This window comes from Specibacter sp. NPDC078709 (assembly GCF_040686795.1).
Classification (GTDB): Bacteria; Actinomycetota; Actinomycetes; order Actinomycetales; family Micrococcaceae; genus Specibacter.
The window spans coordinates 778,665-802,814 of sequence record NZ_JBFBLU010000001.1 but is presented as its reverse complement, the minus strand read 5'-3'; the positions used below and the strand labels follow the sequence as shown (position 1 = coordinate 802,814).

Annotated in this window: 19 protein-coding genes and 1 riboswitch; of the genes, 11 read left to right on the top strand and 8 right to left on the bottom strand. The window is 61.4% G+C overall.

Annotated features, from left to right (window positions below):
• Nucleotides 1-292: 292 nt before the first annotated feature.
• Entirely contained in the window at nt 293-3,646 is a 3,354-nt protein-coding gene (locus tag AB0P14_RS03485) for a glycoside hydrolase family 9 protein (RefSeq protein WP_363837766.1), read from the top strand.
• 112 nt (nt 3,647-3,758) lie between these two features.
• Nucleotides 3,759-4,838, top strand: a complete 1,080-nt coding sequence (locus tag AB0P14_RS03480; RefSeq protein ID WP_363837763.1) for a LacI family DNA-binding transcriptional regulator — start codon at nt 3,759-3,761, stop codon at nt 4,836-4,838.
• Nucleotides 4,839-5,824: 986 nt separating this feature from the next.
• On the opposite strand, the gene AB0P14_RS03475 is transcribed toward AB0P14_RS03480, so the two are convergent.
• Entirely contained in the window at nt 5,825-6,559 is a 735-nt protein-coding gene (locus tag AB0P14_RS03475) for an FCD domain-containing protein (RefSeq protein WP_363837761.1), read from the bottom strand.
• Nucleotides 6,560-6,749: 190 nt separating this feature from the next.
• On the opposite strand from AB0P14_RS03475, the gene AB0P14_RS03470 reads away from it, so the two are divergent.
• From AB0P14_RS03470 to AB0P14_RS03460, 3 genes are all read left to right on the top strand, one after another.
• A complete protein-coding gene (locus AB0P14_RS03470; RefSeq protein WP_363837758.1) occupies nt 6,750-7,295 on the top strand; it encodes a gluconokinase in 546 nt (181 codons plus the stop codon).
• A gap of 64 nt (nt 7,296-7,359) precedes the next feature.
• Complete coding sequence (locus tag AB0P14_RS03465) at nt 7,360-8,763, top strand: GntP family permease (RefSeq protein WP_363837756.1); 1,404 nt, start codon at nt 7,360-7,362, stop codon at nt 8,761-8,763.
• 515 nt (nt 8,764-9,278) lie between these two features.
• Entirely contained in the window at nt 9,279-10,055 is a 777-nt protein-coding gene (locus AB0P14_RS03460; protein WP_363837753.1) for a type 1 glutamine amidotransferase domain-containing protein, read from the top strand.
• Between the two features lie 443 nt (nt 10,056-10,498).
• Here AB0P14_RS03460 and AB0P14_RS03455 read toward each other — a convergent pair whose 3' ends face one another.
• Nucleotides 10,499-11,230 carry a hypothetical protein gene (locus AB0P14_RS03455; protein ID WP_363837750.1) on the bottom strand — a complete coding sequence of 244 codons (732 nt, stop codon included), beginning with the start codon at nt 11,228-11,230 and terminating at the stop codon, nt 10,499-10,501.
• Between the two features lie 179 nt (nt 11,231-11,409).
• Here AB0P14_RS03455 and AB0P14_RS03450 point away from each other — a divergent pair, with 179 nt between their 5' ends.
• A complete protein-coding gene (locus tag AB0P14_RS03450; RefSeq protein ID WP_363837747.1) occupies nt 11,410-12,630 on the top strand; it encodes an MFS transporter in 1,221 nt (406 codons plus the stop codon).
• An 89-nt stretch (nt 12,631-12,719) separates the two neighbouring features.
• On the opposite strand, the gene AB0P14_RS03445 is transcribed toward AB0P14_RS03450, so the two are convergent.
• From AB0P14_RS03445 to AB0P14_RS03435, 3 genes are all read right to left on the bottom strand, one after another.
• The gene (locus AB0P14_RS03445) at nt 12,720-14,030 is read right to left on the bottom strand and encodes an LLM class flavin-dependent oxidoreductase (protein WP_363837744.1); all 1,311 of its coding nucleotides are present in this window, start codon (nt 14,028-14,030) and stop codon (nt 12,720-12,722) included.
• 27 nt (nt 14,031-14,057) lie between these two features.
• Nucleotides 14,058-14,822, bottom strand: a complete 765-nt coding sequence (locus AB0P14_RS03440; protein ID WP_363837741.1) for a 3-oxoacyl-ACP reductase — start codon at nt 14,820-14,822, stop codon at nt 14,058-14,060.
• A 73-nt stretch (nt 14,823-14,895) separates the two neighbouring features.
• Nucleotides 14,896-14,989: riboswitch (TPP riboswitch) on the bottom strand.
• Between the two features lie 77 nt (nt 14,990-15,066).
• Entirely contained in the window at nt 15,067-15,633 is a 567-nt protein-coding gene (locus tag AB0P14_RS03435) for a TetR family transcriptional regulator (RefSeq protein WP_363837738.1), read from the bottom strand.
• Between the two features lie 76 nt (nt 15,634-15,709).
• Between AB0P14_RS03435 and bioB the strand changes: the two genes are divergently transcribed.
• Genes bioB through bioD form a run of 5 tightly spaced genes read left to right on the top strand, consistent with a single transcriptional unit; the run spans nt 15,710 to nt 21,328 of the window.
• The gene (gene bioB, locus AB0P14_RS03430; protein ID WP_363837735.1) at nt 15,710-16,837 is read left to right on the top strand and encodes a biotin synthase BioB; all 1,128 of its coding nucleotides are present in this window, start codon (nt 15,710-15,712) and stop codon (nt 16,835-16,837) included.
• A 58-nt stretch (nt 16,838-16,895) separates the two neighbouring features.
• Nucleotides 16,896-18,209 carry an adenosylmethionine--8-amino-7-oxononanoate transaminase gene (bioA, locus tag AB0P14_RS03425; RefSeq protein WP_363838173.1) on the top strand — a complete coding sequence of 438 codons (1,314 nt, stop codon included), beginning with the start codon at nt 16,896-16,898 and terminating at the stop codon, nt 18,207-18,209.
• A complete protein-coding gene (locus AB0P14_RS03420; protein ID WP_363837732.1) occupies nt 18,209-19,519 on the top strand; it encodes an 8-amino-7-oxononanoate synthase in 1,311 nt (436 codons plus the stop codon). Before bioA ends, AB0P14_RS03420 begins: the two co-directional genes overlap by 1 nt.
• Entirely contained in the window at nt 19,506-20,624 is a 1,119-nt protein-coding gene (locus AB0P14_RS03415; RefSeq protein WP_363837729.1) for a cytochrome P450, read from the top strand. The genes AB0P14_RS03420 and AB0P14_RS03415 overlap by 14 nt, the downstream gene beginning before the upstream one ends.
• The gene (bioD, locus tag AB0P14_RS03410; protein WP_363837727.1) at nt 20,621-21,328 is read left to right on the top strand and encodes a dethiobiotin synthase; all 708 of its coding nucleotides are present in this window, start codon (nt 20,621-20,623) and stop codon (nt 21,326-21,328) included. The genes AB0P14_RS03415 and bioD overlap by 4 nt, the downstream gene beginning before the upstream one ends.
• Nucleotides 21,329-21,579: 251 nt before the next feature.
• Here the strand turns inward: bioD and AB0P14_RS03405 are convergent, their stop codons facing one another.
• The 3 genes from AB0P14_RS03405 to AB0P14_RS03395 form a co-directional block, all read right to left on the bottom strand.
• Nucleotides 21,580-22,389 carry a DUF1206 domain-containing protein gene (locus AB0P14_RS03405; protein ID WP_363837724.1) on the bottom strand — a complete coding sequence of 270 codons (810 nt, stop codon included), beginning with the start codon at nt 22,387-22,389 and terminating at the stop codon, nt 21,580-21,582.
• A complete protein-coding gene (locus AB0P14_RS03400; protein ID WP_363837721.1) occupies nt 22,386-23,129 on the bottom strand; it encodes a phosphatase PAP2 family protein in 744 nt (247 codons plus the stop codon). The genes AB0P14_RS03405 and AB0P14_RS03400 overlap by 4 nt, the downstream gene beginning before the upstream one ends.
• Before the next feature lie 83 nt (nt 23,130-23,212).
• Nucleotides 23,213-24,145 (bottom strand): diacylglycerol kinase family protein, encoded by a 933-nt coding sequence (locus AB0P14_RS03395; protein WP_363837718.1) that lies wholly within the window; start codon nt 24,143-24,145, stop codon nt 23,213-23,215.
• Between the last annotated feature and the right edge of the window lie 5 nt (nt 24,146-24,150).

Genomic DNA, 24,150 nt, shown 5'->3' with positions numbered 1-24,150 from the left:
AACTGGAAGCGATCCCGTCTGATTTCCAGAGTGACTAAGCCAGCATGTCCCGCACTTTGACCCGTTGTAAATAGCAAAGTGGAATCGGTGACATCGAATCCAAAGGGCTTCACCTACAAATTTCTGGAAGCGGTCCCGGCTTGTCGGGACACTGGTTTCGATGGTAGCTTCTAGCCATCCATTAAAGTGACGCGCAGCACACGATCCGTGTGGGAGCGCTCCTAAACAGTTTGGAGAATCTGTGGTTCCTCGTAACCGGACGCCCCATGTGCGTGCTGCTCGAATTTCTGTTTTGACAACATCTGTCCTGATGCTGAGCATGGTGGCGGCGCCTTTGGCGATCGCCGGCCCCGGCGCCCCTGGGGCTGCTGTGCATGACTTCACCGATGGCGACACCTCGGGATGGCATGCCTATGCCAATGCCGGTGCGGTCTCCTCAGCCGTTGATACCGGCGAGTTTTGTGCTGTGGTGGAAGGAGGCGAAAACCCGTGGGACATCGCAGCTCAACTCGATGGAATTACTTTTGAGCGGGGGTCCACTTATGAGGTTTCATTCGACGCACATGCATCCGCCGCCCTGAGTATCCCGATGCAGGGAGGTGCCGGCTACCCTGCTGCGTTCGCCTACTCTGTGGCCCTGGACGGGACTGAAACGCCACAGCATTTTGAGTTCACCTTCTCCCCCGAAGACTGGCCCACGGCTGCGGAGAATTCAGAATCACCGGTGGAGGACGCCTGGACCACGGCGACGGGCAACATCTCCTTCCAGCTGGGCAACCAGGAACAGCCATACAGCGTGTGCTTTGACAACTTTTCCCTGCTGAACAGGTCCGCGGAACAGATCGTTGGGGGTGATTTTGAAGATGGCGAGCTTTCTCCTTTCTATGCGTCGGGAACCGGTGTGACCAGCAGGGTCGTTGCTGGAGTCCTGCAAGCGGAACTCCAAGGTGGCACGGCCGATAAGTGGGACCAAATCGTTGGGTTCAATGGCGCGGTCATTGAACCGGGAGTCACTTACACATTGTCCTTTGACGCAAGCTCGTCCAGCGGCCGTCCCGTCCGGGTTGTTCTCGGGGATGACGAGCCGCCGCACGGTGTACTTTTTGAACAAACGCCCACGCTCACAACAGGCATGTCCCATTACGAGTACACCTTCACCGCTTCGGCAGGCTTTCCAACCATAGAAGGGGACGGTCCGGGCCGTGGCGAAGTCTCCTTCCAGATGGGCGGAGCGCCAGAGGCGTGGACGTTCAGCCTGGACAATGTCTCTCTCCTGAGTGGCACCGTAGCGCCGAAATTCACTCCAGAAACGGGTCCTCGCGTTCGAGTGAATCAGGTGGGGTATCTTCCTGCCGGCCCAAAACAGGCCACCCTCGTAACAGATGAAAGCGGGCCGGTGGAATGGAAACTCCTGGACGCTGCCGGCGTCGTAGCGGTTGGCGGAAAGACTGTGCCCGCGGGAATCGATGAAACAGCCGGTCTGAACGTCCATGAGCTGGACTTCAGCGATTTCACCAAGACCGGAACATACACCTTGGCCGCAGATGGGGAGGAAAGCTACCCATTTGCCATCGACGCCGGCATCTACCAGCAACTCCGATACGACGCCATGAACTACTTTTACCCTGTGCGCAGTGGTATCGCGATCGATGGTTCAGTCATGGTGGGCCAGCCGGATGCCGACAAATACACACGGCCCGCCGGGCACGTGGAGAACCCCGACAGCTCTCTGGCGGAAGGCAGCGTCAATCAGGGAGATTACGACGTACCCTGCCTTACCCCGGCGACCGAGGGCGAGTACTGGATGTACGGCGACTGGTCTTGCAACTACACAGCCGACGTCGTGGGCGGTTGGTATGACGCGGGTGACCACGGAAAGTATGTGGTCAACGGTGGTATCGCCGTGGCACAGGTCCTCAGTACATATGAGCGCACGCTTTACAGCCCCACCGGCGCTAGTGCCGACCTTAGCGATGGATCTTTGAACATTCCCCTGGATGAGAGCAGCAACGGTGTCCCGGACCCGCTGGACGAGGCCCGTTGGGAACTCGAGTGGATGATGAAAATGCAGGTCCCCAGCGATGCAGATATGTACGCCGGCATGGTCCACCATAAAGTTGCAGACGCCGATTGGACCGGGCTGCCGCTCCTACCCTCAGATGGCCCGCAGGAGCGTTATCTGCACCGTCCCTCGACAGCCGCCACACTGAACTTTGCTGCCGTGGCGGCACAGGGCGCACGCTTGTGGGGCCAGTACGACCAAGAGTTTGCCGCCGAGCTACTTGCGGCCGGAAAGGTCGCCTGGGCAGCAGCCGTCGCGACCCCGGACCTGTACGCACCAGCTCCAAATGCAGATCCCAGCCCTGGCAGTGGTCCGTACAACGATGACAACGTCCTTGATGAGTTTTATTGGGCAGCCGCGGAACTGTTCTTGACCTCGGGCGAGGCTGAATTCAAGGACTACGTGCTCGCGAGCGAGTACAACACCGCCGACATTTGGTCTGCCGGGGGATTCAACTGGTTTGAAACGGCCGCGCTGGGACGCATGAACCTGGCAACGGTTGAGTCGGACATCCCGGGCCGGGCGGAAATCCGCCTATCGGTGGTCACAGCGGCTGAGAAATACCTCGAGTGGCAACAGGGACAACCGTTCGGCACGGCATATCCTGGCGTCAATGGACAATACGACTGGGGCTCGAACAGCTCGATTCTCAACAACCAAGTCGTCATGGGCACTGCATTTGACCTCACCAGTGAGCAACGATTCGCTGACGGCGTGGTGGAGGCGATGGACTACTTGCTGGGCCGCAACGCCCTCAACAATTCCTACATCACCGGCTACGGCCACGAATACTCGAAGAACCAGCACAGCCGTTGGTTCTCCCATTCACTTGAACCGAGCCTGCCCAACCCGCCTCGCGGGTCGGTATCTGGCGGCCCGAACTCCATGACGGAAACCTGGGACCCCGTCATTCAGATGTTCTACAACGAAACCGACACCTGCGCACCACAGCTGTGCTACGTGGACGACATCCAATCATGGTCCACCAACGAAATCACGGTGAACTGGAACTCAGCACTGTCCTGGGTGGCATCCTTTGTCGCGGACCAAGCGGCCGGCGACCAGTCGGGCGCAGGAGACATTGTGCACGTGGACAAGCACCCTGCAGATATCTCAGTCCTAGACGGGGAATCAGCCCAGTTCACGGCCTCGGCAACAGGCAAACCCACTCCGGCCGTGAAATGGCAACAGTTCATCGACGGTGATTGGAAGGACGTCTCAGGTGCCATTGCCTCGACCTTAAAGCTGTCAGCCACCACGGCTGATGACGGGCGGTCCTACAGAGCTTACTTCTTCAATGAATTCGGCGGTTTTTACTCTGACGATGCCAAGCTGACAGTGAATAAGAGTCCAGACGTAGCTGTGCCGGTTCCGACGTCGGAACCGACCATCGAACCCACACCGGGCCCGACGTCGGAACCGGGTGACGACCCGACCCATGAAGCTGCGGCTGAAAACGGCGAAGAGTCAAAACTGGCGGCTACGGGCTTTGGCATGCAGCGGGCGACCTTGGCCATCCTGGTTTTGCTCATCATTGGTGCTGGCGCCATCTTTGTAGGAAGGCGTGTCAGTAAAAATGAATAGGACAGGCGGTCTCTTCGTGAACTGATCCCACACCTCGCCCCTGAGACCTCGACGGTCTCGGGGGCGAGGTGTCTCGTGCAGGGGACAGAAGCGTGGCAGTAGACTTCAAGCCATGCAAGAATCCACGAGCGAACCTTCAGAGCCACGCCCCAAGGTCGCACCTCAGCGTCAGTCCCATGAACCACAAACGAGGCCAACGCTTGACGAGGTAGCACTCCGCGCCGGGGTGTCACGTTCCGCGGCTTCGCGGGCCATGAACAACGCGCCGCATGTCAGTCCGGTCAAGCGTGGCGCCGTCATGAAAGCTGCTCAGGAACTAGGTTATTTTCCCAACGCGACGGCCCGCGCACTCGCCACAAGCAAAGTAGGCTCCGTGGTTCTGGTCGTCTCAAATGAGGACCCAGCCTTCTTTGCCGACCCATTCTTCTCCCAGATCATCGTGGGGATTGCCACAGCCCTGGAGAAGACTGACCTTGATTTGACGCTGATGCTCGCATCTCCGGATGATGGCCCGATACGTCTGGAACGGCTGTTACGGTCCCGCCGTGCGGATGGAGTGATGGTCTTGGCCATGCGCAAAGACGACCCGCTGAACCAGATACTCGCGGCGACTGACCTCCCCATCGTGTTCTGTGGCCGCACACTGGGTATGGAGCCACGTTGGTACGTCGACGCGGACAACCGAGGCGGCGCACGACTTGCCACAGAGCATCTTCTAAACGCCGGGCGCAGACGTATTGCCACCATCATCGGCCCCATGGATTTGGAAGCCTCTGTCGCCAGATACAGGGGCTTCGCAGACGCCATGGCTGTCGTCGGTCTTGCTTCCGACTGGATCGCAGAGGCCGACTTCACCCGTGAAGGCGGTGTCCAAGCCATGACGAAACTCTTGGACGATCACCCTGACCTCGACGCAGTTTTTGTCGGTTCGGACAACATGGCGGCGGCCGCGATTCGTGTTTTGAAGGCTCACGGACGTTCCATCCCAGAGGATGTCATGGTTGTGGGATTCGACGACCTGGCTATTGCTCAGCAGACAGAACCGACCCTGACCACGGTAAGCCAACCGATTAGGGCCCTCGGACTTGAGATGGCAATGATGTTAATGCGCCTGATTGAAGGCGAGAGCCCGAGTCCTATCATTTTGCCCACTCGTTTGGTGGTGCGGGAGTCTGCGCCCTCGCCTGGATGAGGTTCCGACGTGAACCCAGGATAGGTGGGGTGCCAAGCTGCAAACAATTGCCGGCGCGCTCTGTGCAAAGTCGACGTGGCCTCGATACCAGCTACCTCGCAGAACGGGATCTGCCAATTCCGTAAGATTCAGGGAACATTGCCGTGGATCACAGCGATCGGTAGAGTTGCCCCGCCAGCACCATTCGTCACAGTGACCTTAGCTCGGATCACGCCGAGCCATCCCCCGGCCGAAACGCTTCCCAGCACCTTTCGCAATCGATAAACTCGGGATGAACGGTTCGGTGAGATGCCGACCGAAGGTCACGGCGTCTACGTGCCGAGCGAAATCGGTCGAAGGTGACTATCGGTGATGCATGATCCAGGAAGATACCCGACCTGGACTGGTTCAGGACCTGGAACGGAGTTCGTCCATTGGCGTCCACGGTGGGTGTCGATTCGCGGAACGGACGGAGTTACTCGCGAACGTGTACTAACCAAATATGTGCAGCCGGGTGGCCACATCATCTCCTTCGCCGATCAATGTCTCACTGATGTTGGCCGTGTGAATGAATACCACGTTGTAGCCAAGGCTCTAGGTATTTCGCCGCTGGGCGCCCCGCTGAAGAAACCGTCCCGAGTGGTGAGGTGAGCGGATTGATCGTGACGCTTATCCTTAGCCTTATCCATAGTGCGGCACGGATACAACCGACTCATTAGAAACTCATTAAATTGGGTGACAACTGTCACCTGTTCAGTACCATCCATTGTTGCGCGCCTTTCGCGCCGACAAAGGCCAAGAATGACTTTTGGCAAGTCGAAATTGACGATAGAGGCGACAGCGGGGGTCGTCGGTTCGAATGCCGCAGCGGTTGAAACCGTCAAGAGTCTGGCATCACGGAGGGCGCATGTTCCGCCACGGGGCACCTTCGCAAGAGAATCAGCCTGAGCCGTGCGGCGAGCGGAATGAAGATGATGGTTCAAAAATCGTCCCGCAAAGTAGCGGAGTCAGCGCAGGCCCATCGCGTTCCGAACCTCGTTCAGGATGTGGTGGACGGCGGTCTCCGCCATGACAGCGTCACCGCGGGCCACCGCCGCCGCAACATCCTCGTGGGCCTGCAAAGCTTCGTTCCGTGGCTTGAAAGGCATCAAGCCCTGCTTGGTTCGGCTGGTGAGCACCTCGGCCACCATGCCTTCGAGTGCCGTGAACATCTCATTGCCGCAGCTTTCGAGCAGCAAGCTGTGGAACTCGATGTCCACCGCCAGGAACGCCTCGAGCTCGCCGACTTCGCCAAGCCGCCTCAACTCTGCAGCCAAGAAAACCAGCCTGGCCCGTTCCGCCGCGCTCGCCCGGCGGGCAGCTCCGGCAGCCGCAATGGGCTCGATGGCGATGCGCAACTCCGTGAGGCTGCTGTACTGAATATCGCGCTGGGCAGAGCCCAGACGCCAGCGCACCAACTCGGGATCAAAGACATTCCACAGCCTGCGCTCCTGGACCACGATGCCCACCCGCCGACGCGAATACACCAAGTTCATGGACTCCAGGACCTTCATGGTGTCCCGCGAAACGGTACGGGAAACGCCGAACTCCTGCTGAAGGCCCTCAAGGGTCAGCCGGCTGCCCGGCGGAAGGGTCCCTGCAGCGATGGCGGAGCCAACCGCCTCGAGAACGCGTTCATGCATAGCGGGGGAGGCCCCGCCGTCGTGCGCGTTATCCGCGTTCGGTACTGTCGCCGTCGACATCTTCCCTGCTTTCCTCTGCGCTTGCGCGCCCTTCGATCGTACCTAGAAATTTGCAAAGGTATGACTTGTGACACCAAAAGATAGTATCTATCGACAGAAATGGTGATACCTTATTTTTCGGCGGACTTTCTTGTGAGTTGCGCAACGAACGTTCTTCATTGGCCAACGGCGTCTTCTTCGGAGTTGATACATGCAGTATTCAGCCACACATCTGGTGGTGATGGGCGTTGCCGGTTCCGGCAAGTCCACCATTGCGGCAGCTCTTTCCCAGCAGCTTGGCTGGGCATGTGCCGAAGCGGACGAGTTCCACCCGAAGTCCAACATCGAGAAGATGACCCGGGGCATTCCCCTACAGGACGAGGATCGATGGCCCTGGCTGCGGGAAATTCAGGCCTGGATGACCGCCCATGCCGCGGCCGGGAGGAGCACCGTGCTCACTTGCTCCGCGCTCAAGCAGAGCTACCGCAAGCTGCTCTCCGAAGCAAAGGGCCGGGTCCTGTTCATCCACCTCGACGGCGGCGCCGCGCTGATTGGCCAGCGCATGCAGGGCCGCGAGGGCCACTTTATGCCGCCCACGCTCCTGCCCAGCCAGCTGGCCACCCTTGAACCGCTAACCACCAACGAACTTGCCGCCGGCAGCCTACGTCTGGACATCTCCAATTCCCCGGCGGAGATCGTCACCGCTGTGCTGGCTGGCCTCACACTTCCCGCTCAGACCGAGCTCAGTACCCGCTGAGCTCGGCCACCGAGCTTGTCCAATATTTCCCCACTCCCCACGTAGTTCAGTTCAAAGGAGAACCATGGTCATCGAAGGATGGACCCAAACGCTAGGCGCAGGACCTCTGCTGCTCATCGCGGCGGCATCGATCTTCGTACTGCTGTTCCTGATCATCAAGCTTCGGATGCATGCACTCGTCGCCCTGATCGTGATCAGTCTCCTCACCGCATTCGCCACCGGAATCCCCGCTAACCAGGTGGTTCCCGTGTTGGTCAATGGGTTCGGTACAACCCTCGGCACCGTGGCTCTCCTCGTAGGCTTGGGTGCCATGCTCGGCCGCATCGTTGAGACCAGCGGTGGCGCCAAGGTGCTGGCCGACTACCTGATCGGCGTGTTCGGCGAAAAGCGTGCCCCGTTAGCCCTGGGCCTCGCCTCTTTGATCTTCGGCTTTCCCATCTTCTTCGACGCCGGTCTGGTGGTCATGTTGCCCGTCGTGTTCGCCGTGGCCCACCGGCTGGGCGGGGGAGTGCTGCGTTACGGCCTCCCGGCTGCCGGCGCCTTCTCCGTGATGCACATCTTCCTGCCGCCGCACCCGGGCCCGGTCTCCGCCGCTGCCTTCTTTGATGCCAACATCGGCCTGGTCCTGATCGCTGGCCTCATCACCGCCATCCCCACTTGGTACGTCACTGCCTACCTGTTCGGCCTGTGGACCGGCAAGAAGCTGGTCCTTCCGGTCCCGGCGATCCTGGGCCAGGCCAGCGCCGATGCCGAGTCCAACCCGCCGCGCTTCCGCACCATTATCAGCCTGCTGCTCCTGCCGCTTGTCCTGATCTTCATCAACACCGGCCTGAACACCCTGGCATCCTCCGGGGTGCTGTCCGAGGAGGTCAAAAACGAGCAGTGGTTCCAGGTTCTGCGCACCATCGGTGAAACCCCTGTTGCCCTGCTGATCGCCGTTCTGGTGGCCGTGTTTGTCCTGGGCACCCGCCGCGGCCAGAACGCCGGAGCCATAGAGAAGCTGCTCGAATCCTCGCTGGGCCCCGTATGTTCGGTCATCCTGATCACCGGCGCCGGTGGCATGTTCGGTGGTGTGCTCCGCGCTTCTGGCATCGGCTCGGCACTGGCCGATGTTCTGGGTGACCTAGGTATTCCACTGATTCTGGCAGGCTTCCTGATCGCCGCCATCCTGCGCATCGCCCAGGGTTCCGCCACCGTGGCCCTGACCACAACCGCTGGCCTCATCGCCCCGGCCGTGGCCATCGCCGGTGTGAACGGCATGCAGGTTGCCGCCCTGGTAATCGCCGTGGCAGCCGGCTCCGTGGTGGTCTCCCACGTCAACGACTCCGGCTTCTGGCTGGTGGGCCGTTTCTTCGGCATGGACGTCAAGACCACTCTGAAGACCTGGACCGTGATGGAAACTCTGATCGGCGTCATGGGCTTCGCCATTGCCGTGGTCATCTTCCTGTTGGCCGGTGTAGCGGGTTAGCTCGGCACCTGCCAGCCACGGCTGACTGAAGAACGACGGCGGGACGTCCAGATAGATTCTGGCGCCCCGCCGTGGTTCTTGATCAAGGCAAACCTCCCAGAAATAGTCTCCTGTGAAACTCTCGTTGGCAGGTTCTACGGCGGCAAGGCTCGGCATCTTTGGTTTCAGCTGCCCAGTCCCTTCGCCGCATGCCCCACCGAACGCATGCAACCCCTTGATTAGGGGACACGAGGCCAAATTTTGGGGCAAAAATCCTGTCCCATGTGCTCAACTCCCGAAATTGAGTCGATGATGACGGAGTTGCACCGTTCGCGGGGAGGGTGTGGACTTGTTGCGTTTGCCAGGGTTGCGAGAATCAAGATGGTATGTAATCGATCTCGCGACAAGGACCATTAGGGCCCTCGTTGGCTGTGACGGCAACGATTTTGCGCGCGCAGCTTCCGGAAGCTTTTTATCCAAACAGGACAGCTTGGCCTGACTCAACTAGGCTGGAAAGTGGACGAAAGGAGCATTTCATGAAGAAAATCCTCATGGTATTGACCAGCGTTTCCGAGATCGGCGATACAGGCGAGAAGACCGGTTACAATGTGGCTGAGGCTGCGCATCCTTGGAAAGTCTTCAAGGATTCCGGGCATTTCGTTGATTTTGCGTCCATCAAGGGCGGGCAACCTCCTCGTGACGAGGTGGACTCGGCAGATCCCATCCAAGTTGCTTTCACGGAAGATGAGACCACGCGTGCCGGTTTGTACAACACGGCCTCTGTCGACGTCGTTGATCCCGAACAGTACGACGCCGTCTACCTCGTGGGAGGCCATGGCACCATGTGGGACTTCCCTGACAGCGAAGGCCTGCAGACCCTAGTGGCCAGTGTCTACAATGCCGGCGGCGTGGTGGGCGCTGTCTGCCACGGTCCTGCCGGCCTGGTGAACGTCAAATTGGCCAACGGCATCCACCTCGTCAATGGCCGTAAGGTTGCAGCTTTCACCAACGATGAGGAAGTTGCCGCAGGAAAGGACAAAGTCATCCCGTTCTTCCTGGCTGACAGACTTGGGGAACTGGGCGCCACGCACGTCTTCGCTGACGTCTTCGAGGAGAAAGTTGAGGTGGCTGACCGTTTGGTGACAGGTCAGAACCCCGCCTCAGCTGCTGGCGTAGCCAAGGAAATGGAGAAGCTGCTGGCGGAGGTCATTCACCAGGAGAAGGCTGAGGAGCAGGACGAGGCGGAAGCAGTCCGTGCCCAGAAGGACGCTGAGAAAGCGGCCAAGAAGGCCGCAACCGATACCGGTCACTGACTCAGCAACCCACACTGGAGCTGGCTGCCGCACCGAAGATGGTGCGGCAGCCAGTTCTCGTTTGTCTAGAAGTCTGCAGGCTCCTCGCTCGGTGGGGGAGAGGGTTGAGGCAAGGATTCACTGCGACCGTTTTTGGTTCCCGTCCATCGGGACGCGAAAATATCACAAGTCCGGCGATCAAAAGGATCGAGGACCTACCCCGCCACGGTTCCGCTGGTTGCCCCTCTGGAGCGCAGCTGCTCGATGAGTTGTGTGAACGCAGCGATGTCTGTTGGACAAACGAAGGGGGGAGAAACCGGAGCCCTCAAGGCCGGAATCCTCGGTGTCCGTGTGGTGGCTGACTCTGTCGCCTACCAGGAGCATAAAACGGGACAACAGCCGGCCTGCGAGCTCATCGTCCAACATGCCTTTGAAACCTTTGGCCGGATACCATGACCCGTGGACTATTTAGCGCTCTTCTTCTCTGTAACAGGAGCATGCATGAGCCCTTCAAGCCCTGAATTCTCCGTCTCAGTGGCTTGTTCCTCGCCGTCGGTAGCGTCGGTAGCGTCGGTGGCGTCGGTGGCCGTGCCGTGGGCTTCGTCGTCGGACGTGTTATCGACAATGGCGAGGGCTGCCGTTTTGGGTGCCTCGACCACTTCTGCGGGTTCTTCCGGAGAATCCGTGGCTGAGGTGTCTGCCAGGTTGACCTCCAACAGTGAGCTGCGATGACGGCGAGCGTTAGCCAACATGAACAATCGTTCTGCCGCGGCCGTATCGCCCTCCTCCTTAAGGAGAGAACCGGCTGCCATCAAGGCTTCGGCAGCAACGGCGTTTTCGCGGTAATCCAGAAATGCCCTAGCGGCTGATTCCGAGGAGATCTTGTTGATCTGGGCGCTGACGCGGCTGGCGTCCTCCAGTGAATATCCATGTCCCAGCTGGTAAACCTCGTGATAAAGGAAGGCATAGTTTTCCTCCCTGAAGTCCATGGAACGATCCAAACGAGCCTTCAACTCGGTCTGCTCCGCAGGGGAGAGATCGTCCACTTCAAGTCCGATGCGGTGGGCAAACTCTCGCAAGTATTCGGGGCTGGCCAGAGGCATGCCGCTCAGCGCGATGCGAGTTTCGCTCGCCTCTGCTGGCAACGGCTTGGGAGCGGAAAAGAGGGCAAGGAATTTTTGGATCAAGGTGTTCACGGGTTCTCCATTGGTAAAAGCTGCCCTTAAATCTTCTCAGTCTTCGGGGACTTTGCATGTATGGGAACCAGTGATACTCGACGCAGTGTGAGGGCGGGGTAGGTCCAGGTGGCTCGACAGGGGAGTCCGGCACGAAGCAACCCCGCCCCCGCATGCCCTGACCGCATAGGATCGTAACCATGACCAAAACCCCCTCGGATTTCTCCCGGCGCCGTCTTGCCATTTTCGCTTTCATGCTGACGTTCGGTAACGGCATGTCATCGTGGGTGGTCCGGACTCCGGCCGTGCGAGATCTTCTGGACGCCTCCACCGCCGAGATGGGTCTGGTGCTGTTGGGCCTCTCCGTAGGTTCCATGAGCGGTGTGCTTTCCTCAGCCTCCGTAGTGCGCCGCCGCGGCGTACGATTCACGGCAATGGTGGGCGGAGCCAACTTCATCATCGGCATCGCCATGATCGGCATCTTCGCGGGGGCGTCCAACCATGCCGGAGTTTTCGCCGGACTGGCACTGGTGGGCTTCGGCATTGGCGTCTCGGAAATCGCCATCAACATTGAAGGCGCGGCACTGGAAACACTGTCCGGGAAATCGGTCATGCCCGCCCTCCACGGTTGCTTCAGTCTGGGAACCGTGATTGGTGCGGTAGTGGGCATCCTGCTGACAGCCATCAACTTCTCCGTCACCTGGCAATTGGTCCTAGTGGCCTTGCTCGGTGCCGCCGTCTTGGCTACCTTGACCCGCTTCATCTCGGCGGAAACTGGCCGCGTCAGCCGCCTCCCGCGCGACGAAAAAATGCAGCAACCCCGCACATCCTGGCTCGATGCCTGGCGCGAACCCCGCATCCTCATGCTCGGGCTGATCATCCTCGCCCTGGCGCTCGCCGAAGGATCCGCCATGGACTGGCTACCCCTGCTCATGGTGGACGGACACGGCCTCACGCCCACCCTCGGCTCCGTAATTTTCGCCGGCTTCGCGGCCGCCATGACCATTGGCCGGTTCCTCGGCGCCCCGCTGCTGAAACGGTTCGGCAACGCGACCGTCCTGCGCGCCAGCACACTGATCTCCGCCGCAGGTATTGCGCTGGTGGTCTTCGCCGACAACCCGATCATCGCCGGCGCCGCAGTGTTGCTCTGGGGTGTGGGCGCCTCCTTGGGCTTCCCCGTGACCTTGTCCGCCGCGGCCGACAGCCCTGACCCCACCTCCGCCGTGGCCGCCGTGGCCACCGCCGGTTACGCTGCCTTCTTGGTAGGACCGCCCTTGCTCGGTTTCCTCGGCGAGGAGTTCGGCCTGCGCGGCGCCATGATCCTGGTTTTGGTCGTGGTGGCTCTCGCGTCCCTGCTGACCAATGCCGCCAAATCGCGGCCCCGCAAGGACACCACCGAATTGGAGTCAGCTGCCCTCTGACTCTTCTTTCTCAAAAGGTTCGACGCCGGGAGCCCACCTTTCGCTGGAAGGTGGGCTCCCGGCGTCGTACGTGAAAAAGGCGAGGTTACTCAGACTGGTGGGCGCGCAAGGCCCAAGGTTTCACGCAGGGTGCTGCCTGGATAAGCGGTCCGGAAGAGGCTGCGCTCCTGCAAGATGGGCACCACCAGCTCCACGAAATCCGTCAGCGATTGCGGATAGGCGGGGCACATGAGGTTGAAGCCGTCGCAGGCGCCGGACTCAAACCACTCCTGAATTTCATCCGCAACCTCGGTGGGCGTGCCAATCATGGTGGCATGGCCACCGCCTGCAGCCAGGAAACCCAGCAGTTCCCGCAACGTTGGGTGCTTCGTCTCAATGATGCGCTGCACCGTCAGGTAACGCCCTTGCGGACCTGTGAACAATTCAGCAGGCGGTAGCGGCGCCACCCGCTCATCAAGTCCATGGGTGCGGTAATCCTGACCCGTGAAGACGCCCAGTTGCGCAATGGCTGCGTCAATATCCAAGTACGCATCGAGGGCCCGTTTCTTCTCCAGCGCCTGGGTCTGAGTTGCCCCGATATAGGTGACCAAGCCGGGCAAAATGGGAACTCCCGTGCCGCCGCGCCCTGCTTCATTCAGCCGCATTTTCATGTCTGCAGCGAACTCGAGCGCTGATTCCTTGTCCCATGCCACCGAATAAATGGCCTCGGCACAGCGGGCGGCGAAGTCCCGCCCGGATTCCGAAGATCCTGCCTGAAACAGCACCGGCCGGCCTTGGGGAGGGCGCGGAACATTCAGTGGACCTGCCACCGAGAAATGCTTGCCCTGATGATTGATGGGGCGAATGTGCTCGGGATCGATGAACGTCCCGCTGTCCCGGTCCCGGGGGAGTGCATCATCAGACCACGAATCCCAGAGCTGCTTGAGAACCCGGACAAACTCGTCGGCGCGCTCATACCGCTCGGCATGGGGCGGAAGTGCGGCCATTGAGTGATTCTGGGCCTCAGCATCAAACATGGACGTGACGATATTGGCCCCCGCCCGGCCGCCACTGATGTGATCCAGCGAGGCCAGCATCCGCGCAGCGTGGAACGGCGTGTAAAAACTGGCGGACACGGTGGTGACCAGCCCGATGTGGTGGGTGGCCCGGGCCATGGCGCTCAACGCCGTAATCGGTTCAAGAAGCCCCGGAACGCCTGCTGAATACCGGCGGTTCACGCTGTGCCCGTCGGCAAAGAACACGGCGTCAAGGAAGCCGCTTTCGGCCAGCTGGGCCAGCTCCTCGAAGTAGGCAATGCTGCCGACCCTATCGGCACTGGATGCTGGATGCCGCCAGCCCATGGTGTGGTGTCCGGTGCCAAACAAGAAGGCGTTGATGTGTAATTCTCGTGTCTTTTCCATGGTGTCCGTCCCCAATTTCACTCTCTCCTAATTCATCACTAGTCCGCCGTCGACCACCAGATTTTGTCCCGTGATAGCCCGTGCCCACGGCGAAGCAAAGAACAGGGCCGCGTCAGCAAATTCGGCAGGGGTGGTGACCTTGCGCAGCGGTGTCCCGCCGGCGATCAAGTCAAAGACCTGCTCGGGGGTAGCCGAGGAAGCGTCTGTGCTGCGCAGCAGACCTCCGGAGACCATGTTGACGCGGATGTTTGCCGGTCCCAGATCGGCCGCGAACGTCCTGGTCAACGCCAGCAAAGCCGCCTTGGCCGCGGTGTAGTCGTGGTAGGGGACCACCGGATTCTGAAAAAGGTTGGTGCCGATGTTCACAATGGCACCGAAGCCGGCTTCCTTGAGCCCAGGCAGCACGGCTTGGATGGTGTTCAGCGCCCCGCCCACCACTCCAGCGAACTGGGCCTGGAAATCTGCAAAGCCAATCTCATTGGCCTTGGGCCTGGCGTCTCCGTTGAAGGAAAAGTCCGGGAGGGCGTTGTTGATCAGGGTGGTGATGGGTGCGCCGAAATGCTCGGCGGCGGCGCTGACCATGGCTGCCACGTCATCGCTCTTGGTGACATCGGCACGCAGCGCAATGGCTTGATCGGGGCCGATTTCGGTGGCCAGTTGCTGGGCCCCGGCTTCACTGTTGCGGTAGTTCAACACCACCCGGGCGCCTTCACGGGAAAAGGAGCGGGCAATCTCCACGCCGAGCCCGCGACCGGCGCCGGTGATGAGAACAATCTGGTCTTTGATGAGCATGTGTGCACCTTTCAGAAGCGCGAAAGGATGCACAAAATTACGAGATATACACCAAAAAACGGCGTTCTCGTCCTTGATTCCGGACCGGCATCCCTTCGCTCGGATTATCGAGATCAGGTTCGACGGGTCTAGCTCTCAGCCGCGATGCGGCACCCCGTGCAGTGTCCAAGAGCAAAGCTACCACGTCCCGCTCGAAGCCCAGCCGCGGATTGGTTCTGAGTGGTTCGGATTGGCCCAGCGTGGTTCAGCTAGCTGCCAGCCCGCTCAGCATGAGATCCAGTCCGAAGGTGAATATTTTGCCAGCATCCCGTTCCGTATCAGCCAGCAATCCTGCGCCCGTCAATCCGGTCCGGGTCTGTTCATCGGTCACCGAACCCAAAACGTAGGAAAGCAGCGCCTCGGCGGCCCACTCGGCTTGATCCGCGGCGAGCTTTTCGCCTTCCAGCAGTGCGCCAAACTGTTGTAGCGGGGCCGTGGAACGTGGATCCAGGGCGTGTGCCAGTGCCACCACCTCGGCGCTGTCCCGCACCGTCAGCAGCGTTTCCCGAACACGCACCGCCAGCTCGCGAAGGCTATCCGGTGACTGAGCTGCTACGGGTGCCAGGATCAGTCCGGCGAGCACGGTGAGCAGTTCCTGCTTGTTTTTCACATGCCAATACAGTGCGCCCGGCTGCACCCCTAGATCACGGGCCAAGCGGCGCATGGACAAGTCAGCTAGGCCATACTCACGCAGGATTTCCATGGCTGTCTCCACGATTGCCTCACGCGTCAACGCCATCTTGGCCCCACCCTTTCCAGAATCCCATGCCACCGCAGCACCCCTCCATCTTCCCCCATCAGCAGGGCCCGTGATTGACAATGTCCACAGCTCACCCCACTATTGAACGGTGTTCAATTACTTTACAGACCTCGCCGATCGCCAACTCGACGGCGCCACCTTGACCCGCGATCAAGCCCTCGCCATCCTGGAATCCACCGATGATCAGCTGCTCGATCTGGTCGCGGCCGCCGCCCGGCTGCGACGTGCCCACTTCGCCAACACGGTCAAAGTGAACTACCTGGTCAACCTCAAATCCGGGCTCTGCCCTGAAGACTGCACCTACTGCTCCCAACGCCTTGGATCAGCTGCCCAAATCCTGAAATACACCTGGCTCAAACCCGAAGATGCCCTCGCTCAGGCGGCCACCGGCATCCGCGCCGGTGCCTCCCGGGTCTGCCTCGTCGCCAGCGGCAAGGGCCCCAGCGACCGCGACGTGGACCGCGTGGCCGGGATGGTGGGCAACCTCAAGGAGCAGTACCCCGCCGTGGAGGTATGCGCCTGCCTCGGCATCCTCAAAGACGGCCAAGCCCAGCGTCTGAAGGCCTCCGGGGCCGACGCCTACAACCACAACCTGAACACCAGCGAAGAAAACTACGCCGACATCTGCTCCACCCACACCTTCGCCGAACGCGTGCAAACCGTGGAACATGCCAAGGACGCCGGCCTCTCGCCGTGCTCGGGACTGATCGTGGGCATGGGAGAGAGCAACAATGACCTCATCGACGCAGTCTTCGCCCTCCGCGCCCTGGGCAGCGAATCCATCCCCGTCAACTTCCTCATGCCCTTCGACGGCACCCCGCTGGAAGGCACCTGGCTGCTCTCCCCCGCCCACTGCCTGCGCATCCTCGCCATGGTTCGCTTCGCCTGCCCCGACACCGAATTACGCATGGCCGGCGGGCGCGAAATGCACCTGCGCACGCTCCAACCCCTGGCCCTCCATGTGGCCAACTCGCTCTTCCTCGGCGACTATCTCACCAGTGAGGGCCAATCCGGGGCCGACGATCTGGCCATGATCGCCGACAACGGCTTCGTCGTGCTGGGTGCCAAGACGTCCGCTCTCCAAGTTGCGGGCCTCCCTGACGTTGCCCGCCCTGAACTGAACCGTCAAGAAGCGTTCGACGCCGGAACCTCCGTGGTCAGTCCCGTCACCATCCGCCGGCGCGGGGCCGGGACGGCCGTGGCGCCCAATGCTTGAGGCTGCCACGATCGCCGCAGCAACCGCTGTGAAGGTTGTGCCTGGTGCGGATCCCGGGATGCGATCGCTGATTGCCAGGGACAGAGGACTGCTCTGGCACCCGTATGCGCCGCTGGATGGGGACGCACCTTATGCCGTCCATGCCGGCAACGGGGTAAGGCTGAGCCTTGGAGCTGCCGATGGCAGAGGATTTGAGGCCATCGACGCCATGAGCTCGTGGTGGTCCATGATCCATGGCTACCGCAACCCGGTCTTGGATCAGGCACTGCAGGAGCAAGCCGGGAAGTTCAGCCACGTCATGTTCGGCGGGCTCACACACCAGCCCGCCGTGGAACTTGCCGAACGGCTCATCGCAATGACCCCGGATGGTCTTGACCACGTGTTCTTTGCCGACTCCGGCTCGGTCTCCGTGGAAGTGGCGCTCAAACTCGCCATCCAGTACCAATTGGGCCGCGGCCGCCCTCAACGCACACAGTTCCTGGCACTGCGCGGCGGCTACCACGGCGACACGTTCGCGGCCATGAGCGTGTGCGATCCCGTCGACGGCATGCACGCAGCCTTCCCCTCGCTGGTAGCTAAACACCATTTCCTGCCGCGGCCACCTGCCGCCCGGCTCATAGATGGAGAACTGCTTGCCGACCCTGCCGAAGTGGCTGGGTGGATCACTGCGCTGGAGGAAACCGTCGCCCGCCACCGTGACGAGCTGGCCGCCATCATGGTTGAACCCGTGGTGCAAGGCGCCGGCGGCATGCACTTTTACGCACCCCAGTGCCTTGCCGCCGCCCGCCGCGTAGCTGACGATCACGGACTGCTGCTGATCGTGGATGAAATTGCAACAGGTTTTGGCCGGACCGGCAAGCTCTTTGCCTCGGAGTGGGCCGGGATCGTCCCGGACATTATGTGCGTGGGCAAGGCACTCAGCGGCGGCTACCTGACCTTGGCGGCCATGCTGTGCTCTGCCCGCGTGGCGCGCACTATTACAGATTCCCCGCTGCGTGCCCTCCTGCACGGGCCCACCTTCATGGCCAATCCGCTGGCATGCGCCGTGGCTTGTGCCTCCATGGACCTGCTGCTGTCATCGGATTGGCAGAGCAACGTGCAGCGGATTGAACAGAATCTTGCCGTAGCTCTGGCTCCGGCCACCAACCTCGGATCCGTGCGGGATGTGCGGGTCCTTGGCGCCATCGGTGTGGTGGAGCTTGCCGAAGCGGTGAATGTTCCCGCGGTGACCCGTGCTGCCTTGGAACACGGTGTCTGGGTGCGGCCCTTCCGCAATCTGGTTTATACGATGCCGCCGTACATCAGTAGCCCGGCGGATGTGGCCACGATTGGGGCGGGCATCACCGCAGCCATTGCCCAGGCGCACGGCTGATGGCCAGCACTCCTGAACGTGCTGGTGCCCCCGCTGAAACCACCAGTGCAAGCACGGCCATGGAGGCATGGCTTGCGGCACGGGCTAAGGTTCGGCGGCAACGTGGCCTGGTGCGCACGGCCTCGATGCGGCTCTGGCCGGAGGAGTCAGGATGGCTGGTAAACCCGCTAGATCCTGACAACCCCACCGGCGCCGCCTCTGGGGAGATCATTGACCTAGCCTCCAACGACTATCTGGGACTCTCCGGCGATCCGCGGGTCATCGCCGCCTCGGTGGCAGCGCTGCAGGATTTCGGCGCCGGAGCCAAAGCATCGCGCGTTGTTTGCGGCACCACCCCTGCCCACGTGAAACTCGAAGAACAGCTCTGCGCCCTCACCGGGCAGCAAACTGCGCTCGCATTCTCCAGTGGGTACACAGCAAACCTTGGTGTGGTGACAGCACTGGGCGGGCCGGGCACCCTGATCATCCACGACGCCCACGTGCACGCATCCCTCATCGACGCCGTCCGGCTCTCGCGCTCGCAGGCCATTGCCGTGCCCCACAATGACCTCAATGCCATCTCGGTGGCACTGAAGAGTCGAACCCAACCACGCGCCATCGTGGTGGTTGAATCCGTCTATTCAGTACTGGGCGACGCGGCCGATCTGCCGTTGCTGGCGCAGTTATGTGCGGAGACCGACGCCCTCTTGCTCGTGGATGAGGCCCACAGCTTGGGCGTGGTCGGTGGCGGGAGGGGTGCCGTTCATGCGGCGGGCTTGGCTGGTACCCCGCACGTGGCGGTGACCGCCACACTGTCCAAGTCACTGGGATCCCAGGGCGGTGCTGTGCTGGGTTCGCCCGCCCTGCGCGAGCACCTGGTGAACTCGGCCCGGACGTTTATTTTCGATACTGCTTTGGCGCCGGCTGCGGCTGCCGGGGCTGGTGAAGCGGCACGGATTGTGCTGGCCGAGCCTGAGCTGAGCAACCGCGTCCGAGCCAACGCAGCCGCCCTGGCCCGCAGTTGTGGAGTGCCTGTGGCGGCGGGCGCCGTGCAATCTGTCCCGATGAAATCGGCCGCCCACGCCGTCCACGTAGCTGAGCAATTGCGGACGGCGGGCATCCAGGTGGGCTGCTTCCGCCCGCCCAGCGTGCCCGACGGTGTGTCCCGGCTCAGGCTCACCGCCCGGGCCAGCCTCACTCCGGAACAACTGCAGCGTGCCACGGACAAGCTGGCACTGCTGGTACCGAATTCCCGGGTTAGTCCCGCGCCCAGAAAATTAACTGACGTCCAGCAGCACGAGGAGCACGGTTTTGACCTTGACAAGCATTAGCAGCCCGCAGCTGGTTAAGGAGGTCATGCGGCGCACGGAGGATTTCATCCCCAGCAACGCCCTAACCTCGGTGGTCGATATGGCGCCTGGCACACTGCGCATTCTGGCCAAGGCGCGCTTCGCTTTGCCCCCGGTGCTGGCCTCGGCGACGGGGGAGAAGCATCGCGCTGTCCGGACCATGGTGGGCAAGTTTTTTACGCCTGCCAAGGTTATGGGCATCAGCGAGCGAGTCCGTGAACTGAGCGCGGAGCGGCTGGCAGTGACGGCTGCGGCACTGGCCCCTGCCGCACTGAAGTACGGTGCCGAAAGCCGTGGTGTTCCGGGACATCGCATGGTGGACATGGCTGAATCGATTGCCATGCACATTCCGCCGGTCATCATGGCAGAACTGACAGGTCAGCCGATGCCCGAGCTTTCCCTGCTGAAACGCTGGAGTCAGGACTCCCTGGAACTGTTTTGGGGCTGGCCCGATCCCGATCGGCAACAGCAGCTGGCCCACAGTGCCGCAGAATTCTACGGGTGGCTTCGCGGTGAAGCCGATGCTGCGCGTGGGACGGATTCCCTCTTCGGGGTGTTGCACGCCGCTGGTCTGAGCCAAGCCGAGATCTGTTCTCTGGGCTATTTTCTGGTCATTGCCGGCCAGGAGACCACCTCCTTGCTGATCAGCACGGCACTGTATCGAGGAATCCAAAAGGGCTCGTATCCGGACGCCCCAGCGTGGGCGGACTTGGCGGAGCCCGCCGCTGCGGCAGCGCACGTCCGTAACGTACTGGCCACCGAATCGTCCGTGCATACGTGGCGGCGGGCAGTTGCGCAGAACACCACGCTCGGCGGCCTTGAGCTGCCAGCCGGTGCCGAGATTTTGCTCGAGCTCAGCGGCCATCACCCTGCCGATGCCAGCCCTACCGCGTATTCGCTGGCCTTTGGGCACGGCCTACACCGCTGTCTGGGCGCCAAATTGGCTGAAATGGAGGCTGCGTTGGTAGTGGAGGAAACCGCACGCGCCCTGCCGGGGCTGGAACTTGCAGGTCCCGAACCTGAATGGCTGCGCTTGCTGTCCTTTCAAGCACCGCTCACCGTGAACGTCGCTGTAAGGAAGCCATGAATCAGCCCACCACTATTTCGCCCAGCATCATTTTCATCACCGGCACCGATACCGACGTTGGAAAAACAATCACGACCGCGGCCCTGGCAGCTTCCTTTGCAGCAGCCGGCGCCACCGTGGCCGCATACAAACCCACCCAAACTGGCGTCTCTGGCGCCGAACCGGGCGACATGGACGAGGCGCGCCGGCTCGGCGGCATCTCCACCGTGGCGGAGGGCATCCGGTTGAGCGCACCCATGGCTCCAGTTGCCGCAGCAGAACGAGAAAACCGAAGTCTGCCGTCCTTGACTGACCATGTGAACACCATCAGCGCATTGGCAGGCTCCCATGACGTTGTCCTCGTTGAGGGTGCCGGCGGGCTGCTGGTGGAAATGGACCAACAAGCTCACACGCTCGCGGATCTGGCGGCGAGCGTGAAAGACGTGGCCCAGGTCCTCATAGTGCTGGTCTGCCGCTGCGGTTTGGGGACCTTGAACCACACACAATTGACGCTTGAAGCCCTGGCGCACCGCGGACTTCCTGCGACAGGTTTGGTCATTGGTTCATGGCCGGAGTTGCCCACCGATCTTGAGCTGGGAAACCGCAGCTATCTTGGTTCCCTCCCCGTGCCATTGCTGGGCGCCTTACCAGCGGGCGCGGCGGCTCTGGCGCCCGACGTTTTCCAGCAACGTATCCCGAGCTATCTGCAGCTCCCCAAGGAGTGAGGTCTTGCTCATAAGGTTCGACGCCGGGAGCCCGCCTTCTCGCGAAAGGTGGGCTCCCGGCGTCGCACGTGGTTTGACGACGGGCACCACAAGCACGAGTACCACGTGCCTGGTGGCCGATCATGGACTCATGACGATTGAGTTCCTGTACACATTGATCAGCAATGCGCCAGACATTGTGGGGACGGCGTTTGGGGGTTCGCCCCCATCGCACTCGAGGGCGTGGATCTTTTCCCTGGAGAGCCTGCCGATTAGAGCCGGGCTAGGCGTGCGCGGGCAAAACTGTAGAGTCCATAGGCGATCAGCCCCACGCCGATCATGATCAAGATGGCCTCCCCAAACGGCAGCGCGGCAAGGGCCTTCAGCGCACCGTCCAGACCCGCGGCATCCTTGGGATCCACCTGCACGGCGGCGATGACGAACAGCACACCGAGCGTGACAATGGCGATGCCCTTGGCAATGTATCCTGTCATTCCCAGCGCGTCCACGGCCTTCTTCGCCTGACCGGATGGCAGCGCAATGTCCTCGTGGAACTTCTTCGTGGCGCCCTTGTAAATGAAGTACCCGCCAATGCCGGCCGTGACCAGCCCCACCACAATGAGCAGTGCCTGCCCACCCGGCAGCGACAGAATGGTCCCGCTGGTTTGTTGCGCACTTTCGGAGGAGTTGGACGGGTTCCGCAGAGCCAGCGAGAGCGCTGTCGAGGCCAGCGCGGCATAGGCCACACCCTTGCCGAGCGAAACCAGACTGCGCACCCACCGCTTTTTGGACGAGGAACCAATACCCAGCGCGGCCTGGACCAGAAGCCACAACGCCAGTGCCGCCAGGCCCACCACGGCGACCCACAGCAGGATCATGCCGCCGGGCAACTTCGCCATCTGCGCGAAAGCTCCGGACTGATCCGATTCACCGCCCTGATGGTTCGCGATCTGGATGGCGAGGTAGCCCATGAGCAGGTGCATGAGGCCACTGGCCGCGAAGCCGATCCTTGCCATGATGGTCAGCGCCCGGCTGTTTCCGGTTTTGCTGACAGCCTGATGAGCCTCGTTGGCGGCATTCATGTTCCATCCACCTGAGGCTGAGACTTTTCGCCGTGGACATGTTCCCCACGGATGCGGACGGTCCGCTGTGTATCGATGGCCATGATGGCTCCTAAGATGACAAGGGATAGAGAAATGGATGCCGCTGTGTCAGTGATCCAGTGGTAGCCAAGGTACAGCCGGCTGGCCACCTGCGCCAGAATGACCACGGCGGCAATGCTGAACAGCAGCACCGTCAGAGCCTGATTTTGGCGCCGGCTCGCAATCAAAAAAGCCAGTATGAGCAGGAAGTCTGCTGTGCCCAGGACGTGGCCGGACGGGAATGAGAATGTACTGTCCGGGCTCATCAGCATGAGGTCTACCGGAGGCCGCGGATGCTGAACTAAGGGCGCTAAGACCTTGGCCAAGATCACCCCGGTGATCATTCCGCAAGCCAGCAAAATGGGCCGCCAGGCGTGTTTGGCCAGCAGCGTCCAGCCCACCAGTACCACCAGGACGATGATGGGCAGCGCCGTCGGCCCGAACACCACAGCCAACACGGACATGATGGCCGTCAGCCCGTCGTTGCGCAGCGAGACAAACCAATCTGCCACGGGCTGATCGAAGCGCTGCAGCCCGCTGTGGGTCATGACGCTGACAACCAGCACCGCGAACAGCGCCAGGCCCACCACCATGAGAACTAATGCGGTGCGGTACAGCCCGCGCCTGGTGGAGGCAGCAACGAACCTTTCCTCCACAATGAACTTTTGCCGCCAACTCATCGCTTCGCTCCCTTCCGTCGGCCGACGTCGGCTTACGTCTGCTTACTTTGCTCGGCTTACTTGGTCGGTTTACTCTGCTCGGTTTACTTGGCCGGGGCGCTCATTCTGATGGTCAGCGCCTGTGGCTCCACGCTGACTTTGAGGTGGCGCACCTCGCCGAGATGATCGCCGTCGAGCTCGAATTCCTGCGGACTATCCAATTCAATGACAGCACTCTTGCCCGAGTAGCTCTGCACCGACTTATTGCTCTTAGTGCCCTTGCCAAAGACACCGGCCACGACGCTCAACCAGCCAAAGCGGCCGCGCGGTGCCAGCACCAGCAGGTCCAGGATGCCGTCGGTGAACAGGGCGTCGGGGAAAATCTGGACGTCTCCCATCAGTTTCCCGCAGTTGCCCACCATGACGCTGCGCATTTTTCGGTGGATGGGGTGCTGGCCGTCGATGGTGATGGTGGCACCGACAGGCTTGCCCTGCAGCTTGCGAATCCCGGCTTCGACGTAGGCCAGCCAGCCCACCCGATCCTTGAGTTCATCGTTGGTATCGCCCATGATGGCGGCGTCGTAGCCAACTCCGGCGGCGACCAGGAAGATTTGTTCCTGCTTGCTGTGATCGAGCACGGCCTTGACCACATCGATCTTCGTTTCGGAACCGGACAGCACGCTCTGAGCTGCGTTGAGCGGATTGGTGACGTCCATCCCCAAGTTGCGGGCCAGCAAATTGCCGGTGCCCAGGGGCAGCAAACCCATGGCCATGTCCGTGCCGGCCAAGACGGAGGCCACCGTGCGGACGGTGCCGTCGCCGCCTGCTGCAATAACGACGTCGACCCCTGCCTCAAGCGCCTGCCGCGCCTGACCAGCTCCTGGGTCTTCCTCCGTGGTTTCCAGCCACAGTGGCTCGGCCCAACCCGCGTCGGCGCACAGCTGGAAGAAGTCCGCTTTGAACGATTCGTCAGGGGCCTTGACCGGGTTAATAACAACGGCGGCGCGTTGGTTCTGCTGTGAGTTGTTCTCGGTCATGACGT

What these genes read in the sequence shown, in the direction of transcription:
- AB0P14_RS03475 (WP_363837761.1), bottom strand. Translation starts at nt 6,559, where the DNA reads ATGTCGACGGCGACAGTACCGAACGCGGATAACGCGCACGACGGCGGG.
- AB0P14_RS03420 (WP_363837732.1), top strand. Translation starts at nt 18,209, where the DNA reads ATGGCCAGCACTCCTGAACGTGCTGGTGCCCCCGCTGAAACCACCAGT.
- AB0P14_RS03405 (WP_363837724.1), bottom strand. Translation starts at nt 22,389, where the DNA reads ATGAATGCCGCCAACGAGGCTCATCAGGCTGTCAGCAAAACCGGAAAC.
- AB0P14_RS03445 (WP_363837744.1), bottom strand. Translation starts at nt 14,030, where the DNA reads ATGGAAAAGACACGAGAATTACACATCAACGCCTTCTTGTTTGGCACC.
- bioA (WP_363838173.1), top strand. Translation starts at nt 16,896, where the DNA reads ATGCGATCGCTGATTGCCAGGGACAGAGGACTGCTCTGGCACCCGTAT.
- AB0P14_RS03450 (WP_363837747.1), top strand. Translation starts at nt 11,410, where the DNA reads ATGACCAAAACCCCCTCGGATTTCTCCCGGCGCCGTCTTGCCATTTTC.
- AB0P14_RS03480 (WP_363837763.1), top strand. Translation starts at nt 3,759, where the DNA reads ATGCAAGAATCCACGAGCGAACCTTCAGAGCCACGCCCCAAGGTCGCA.
- AB0P14_RS03440 (WP_363837741.1), bottom strand. Translation starts at nt 14,822, where the DNA reads ATGCTCATCAAAGACCAGATTGTTCTCATCACCGGCGCCGGTCGCGGG.
- AB0P14_RS03465 (WP_363837756.1), top strand. Translation starts at nt 7,360, where the DNA reads ATGGTCATCGAAGGATGGACCCAAACGCTAGGCGCAGGACCTCTGCTG.
- AB0P14_RS03395 (WP_363837718.1), bottom strand. Translation starts at nt 24,145, where the DNA reads ATGACCGAGAACAACTCACAGCAGAACCAACGCGCCGCCGTTGTTATT.
- bioD (WP_363837727.1), top strand. Translation starts at nt 20,621, where the DNA reads ATGAATCAGCCCACCACTATTTCGCCCAGCATCATTTTCATCACCGGC.
- AB0P14_RS03400 (WP_363837721.1), bottom strand. Translation starts at nt 23,129, where the DNA reads ATGAGTTGGCGGCAAAAGTTCATTGTGGAGGAAAGGTTCGTTGCTGCC.
- AB0P14_RS03470 (WP_363837758.1), top strand. Translation starts at nt 6,750, where the DNA reads ATGCAGTATTCAGCCACACATCTGGTGGTGATGGGCGTTGCCGGTTCC.
- AB0P14_RS03460 (WP_363837753.1), top strand. Translation starts at nt 9,279, where the DNA reads ATGAAGAAAATCCTCATGGTATTGACCAGCGTTTCCGAGATCGGCGAT.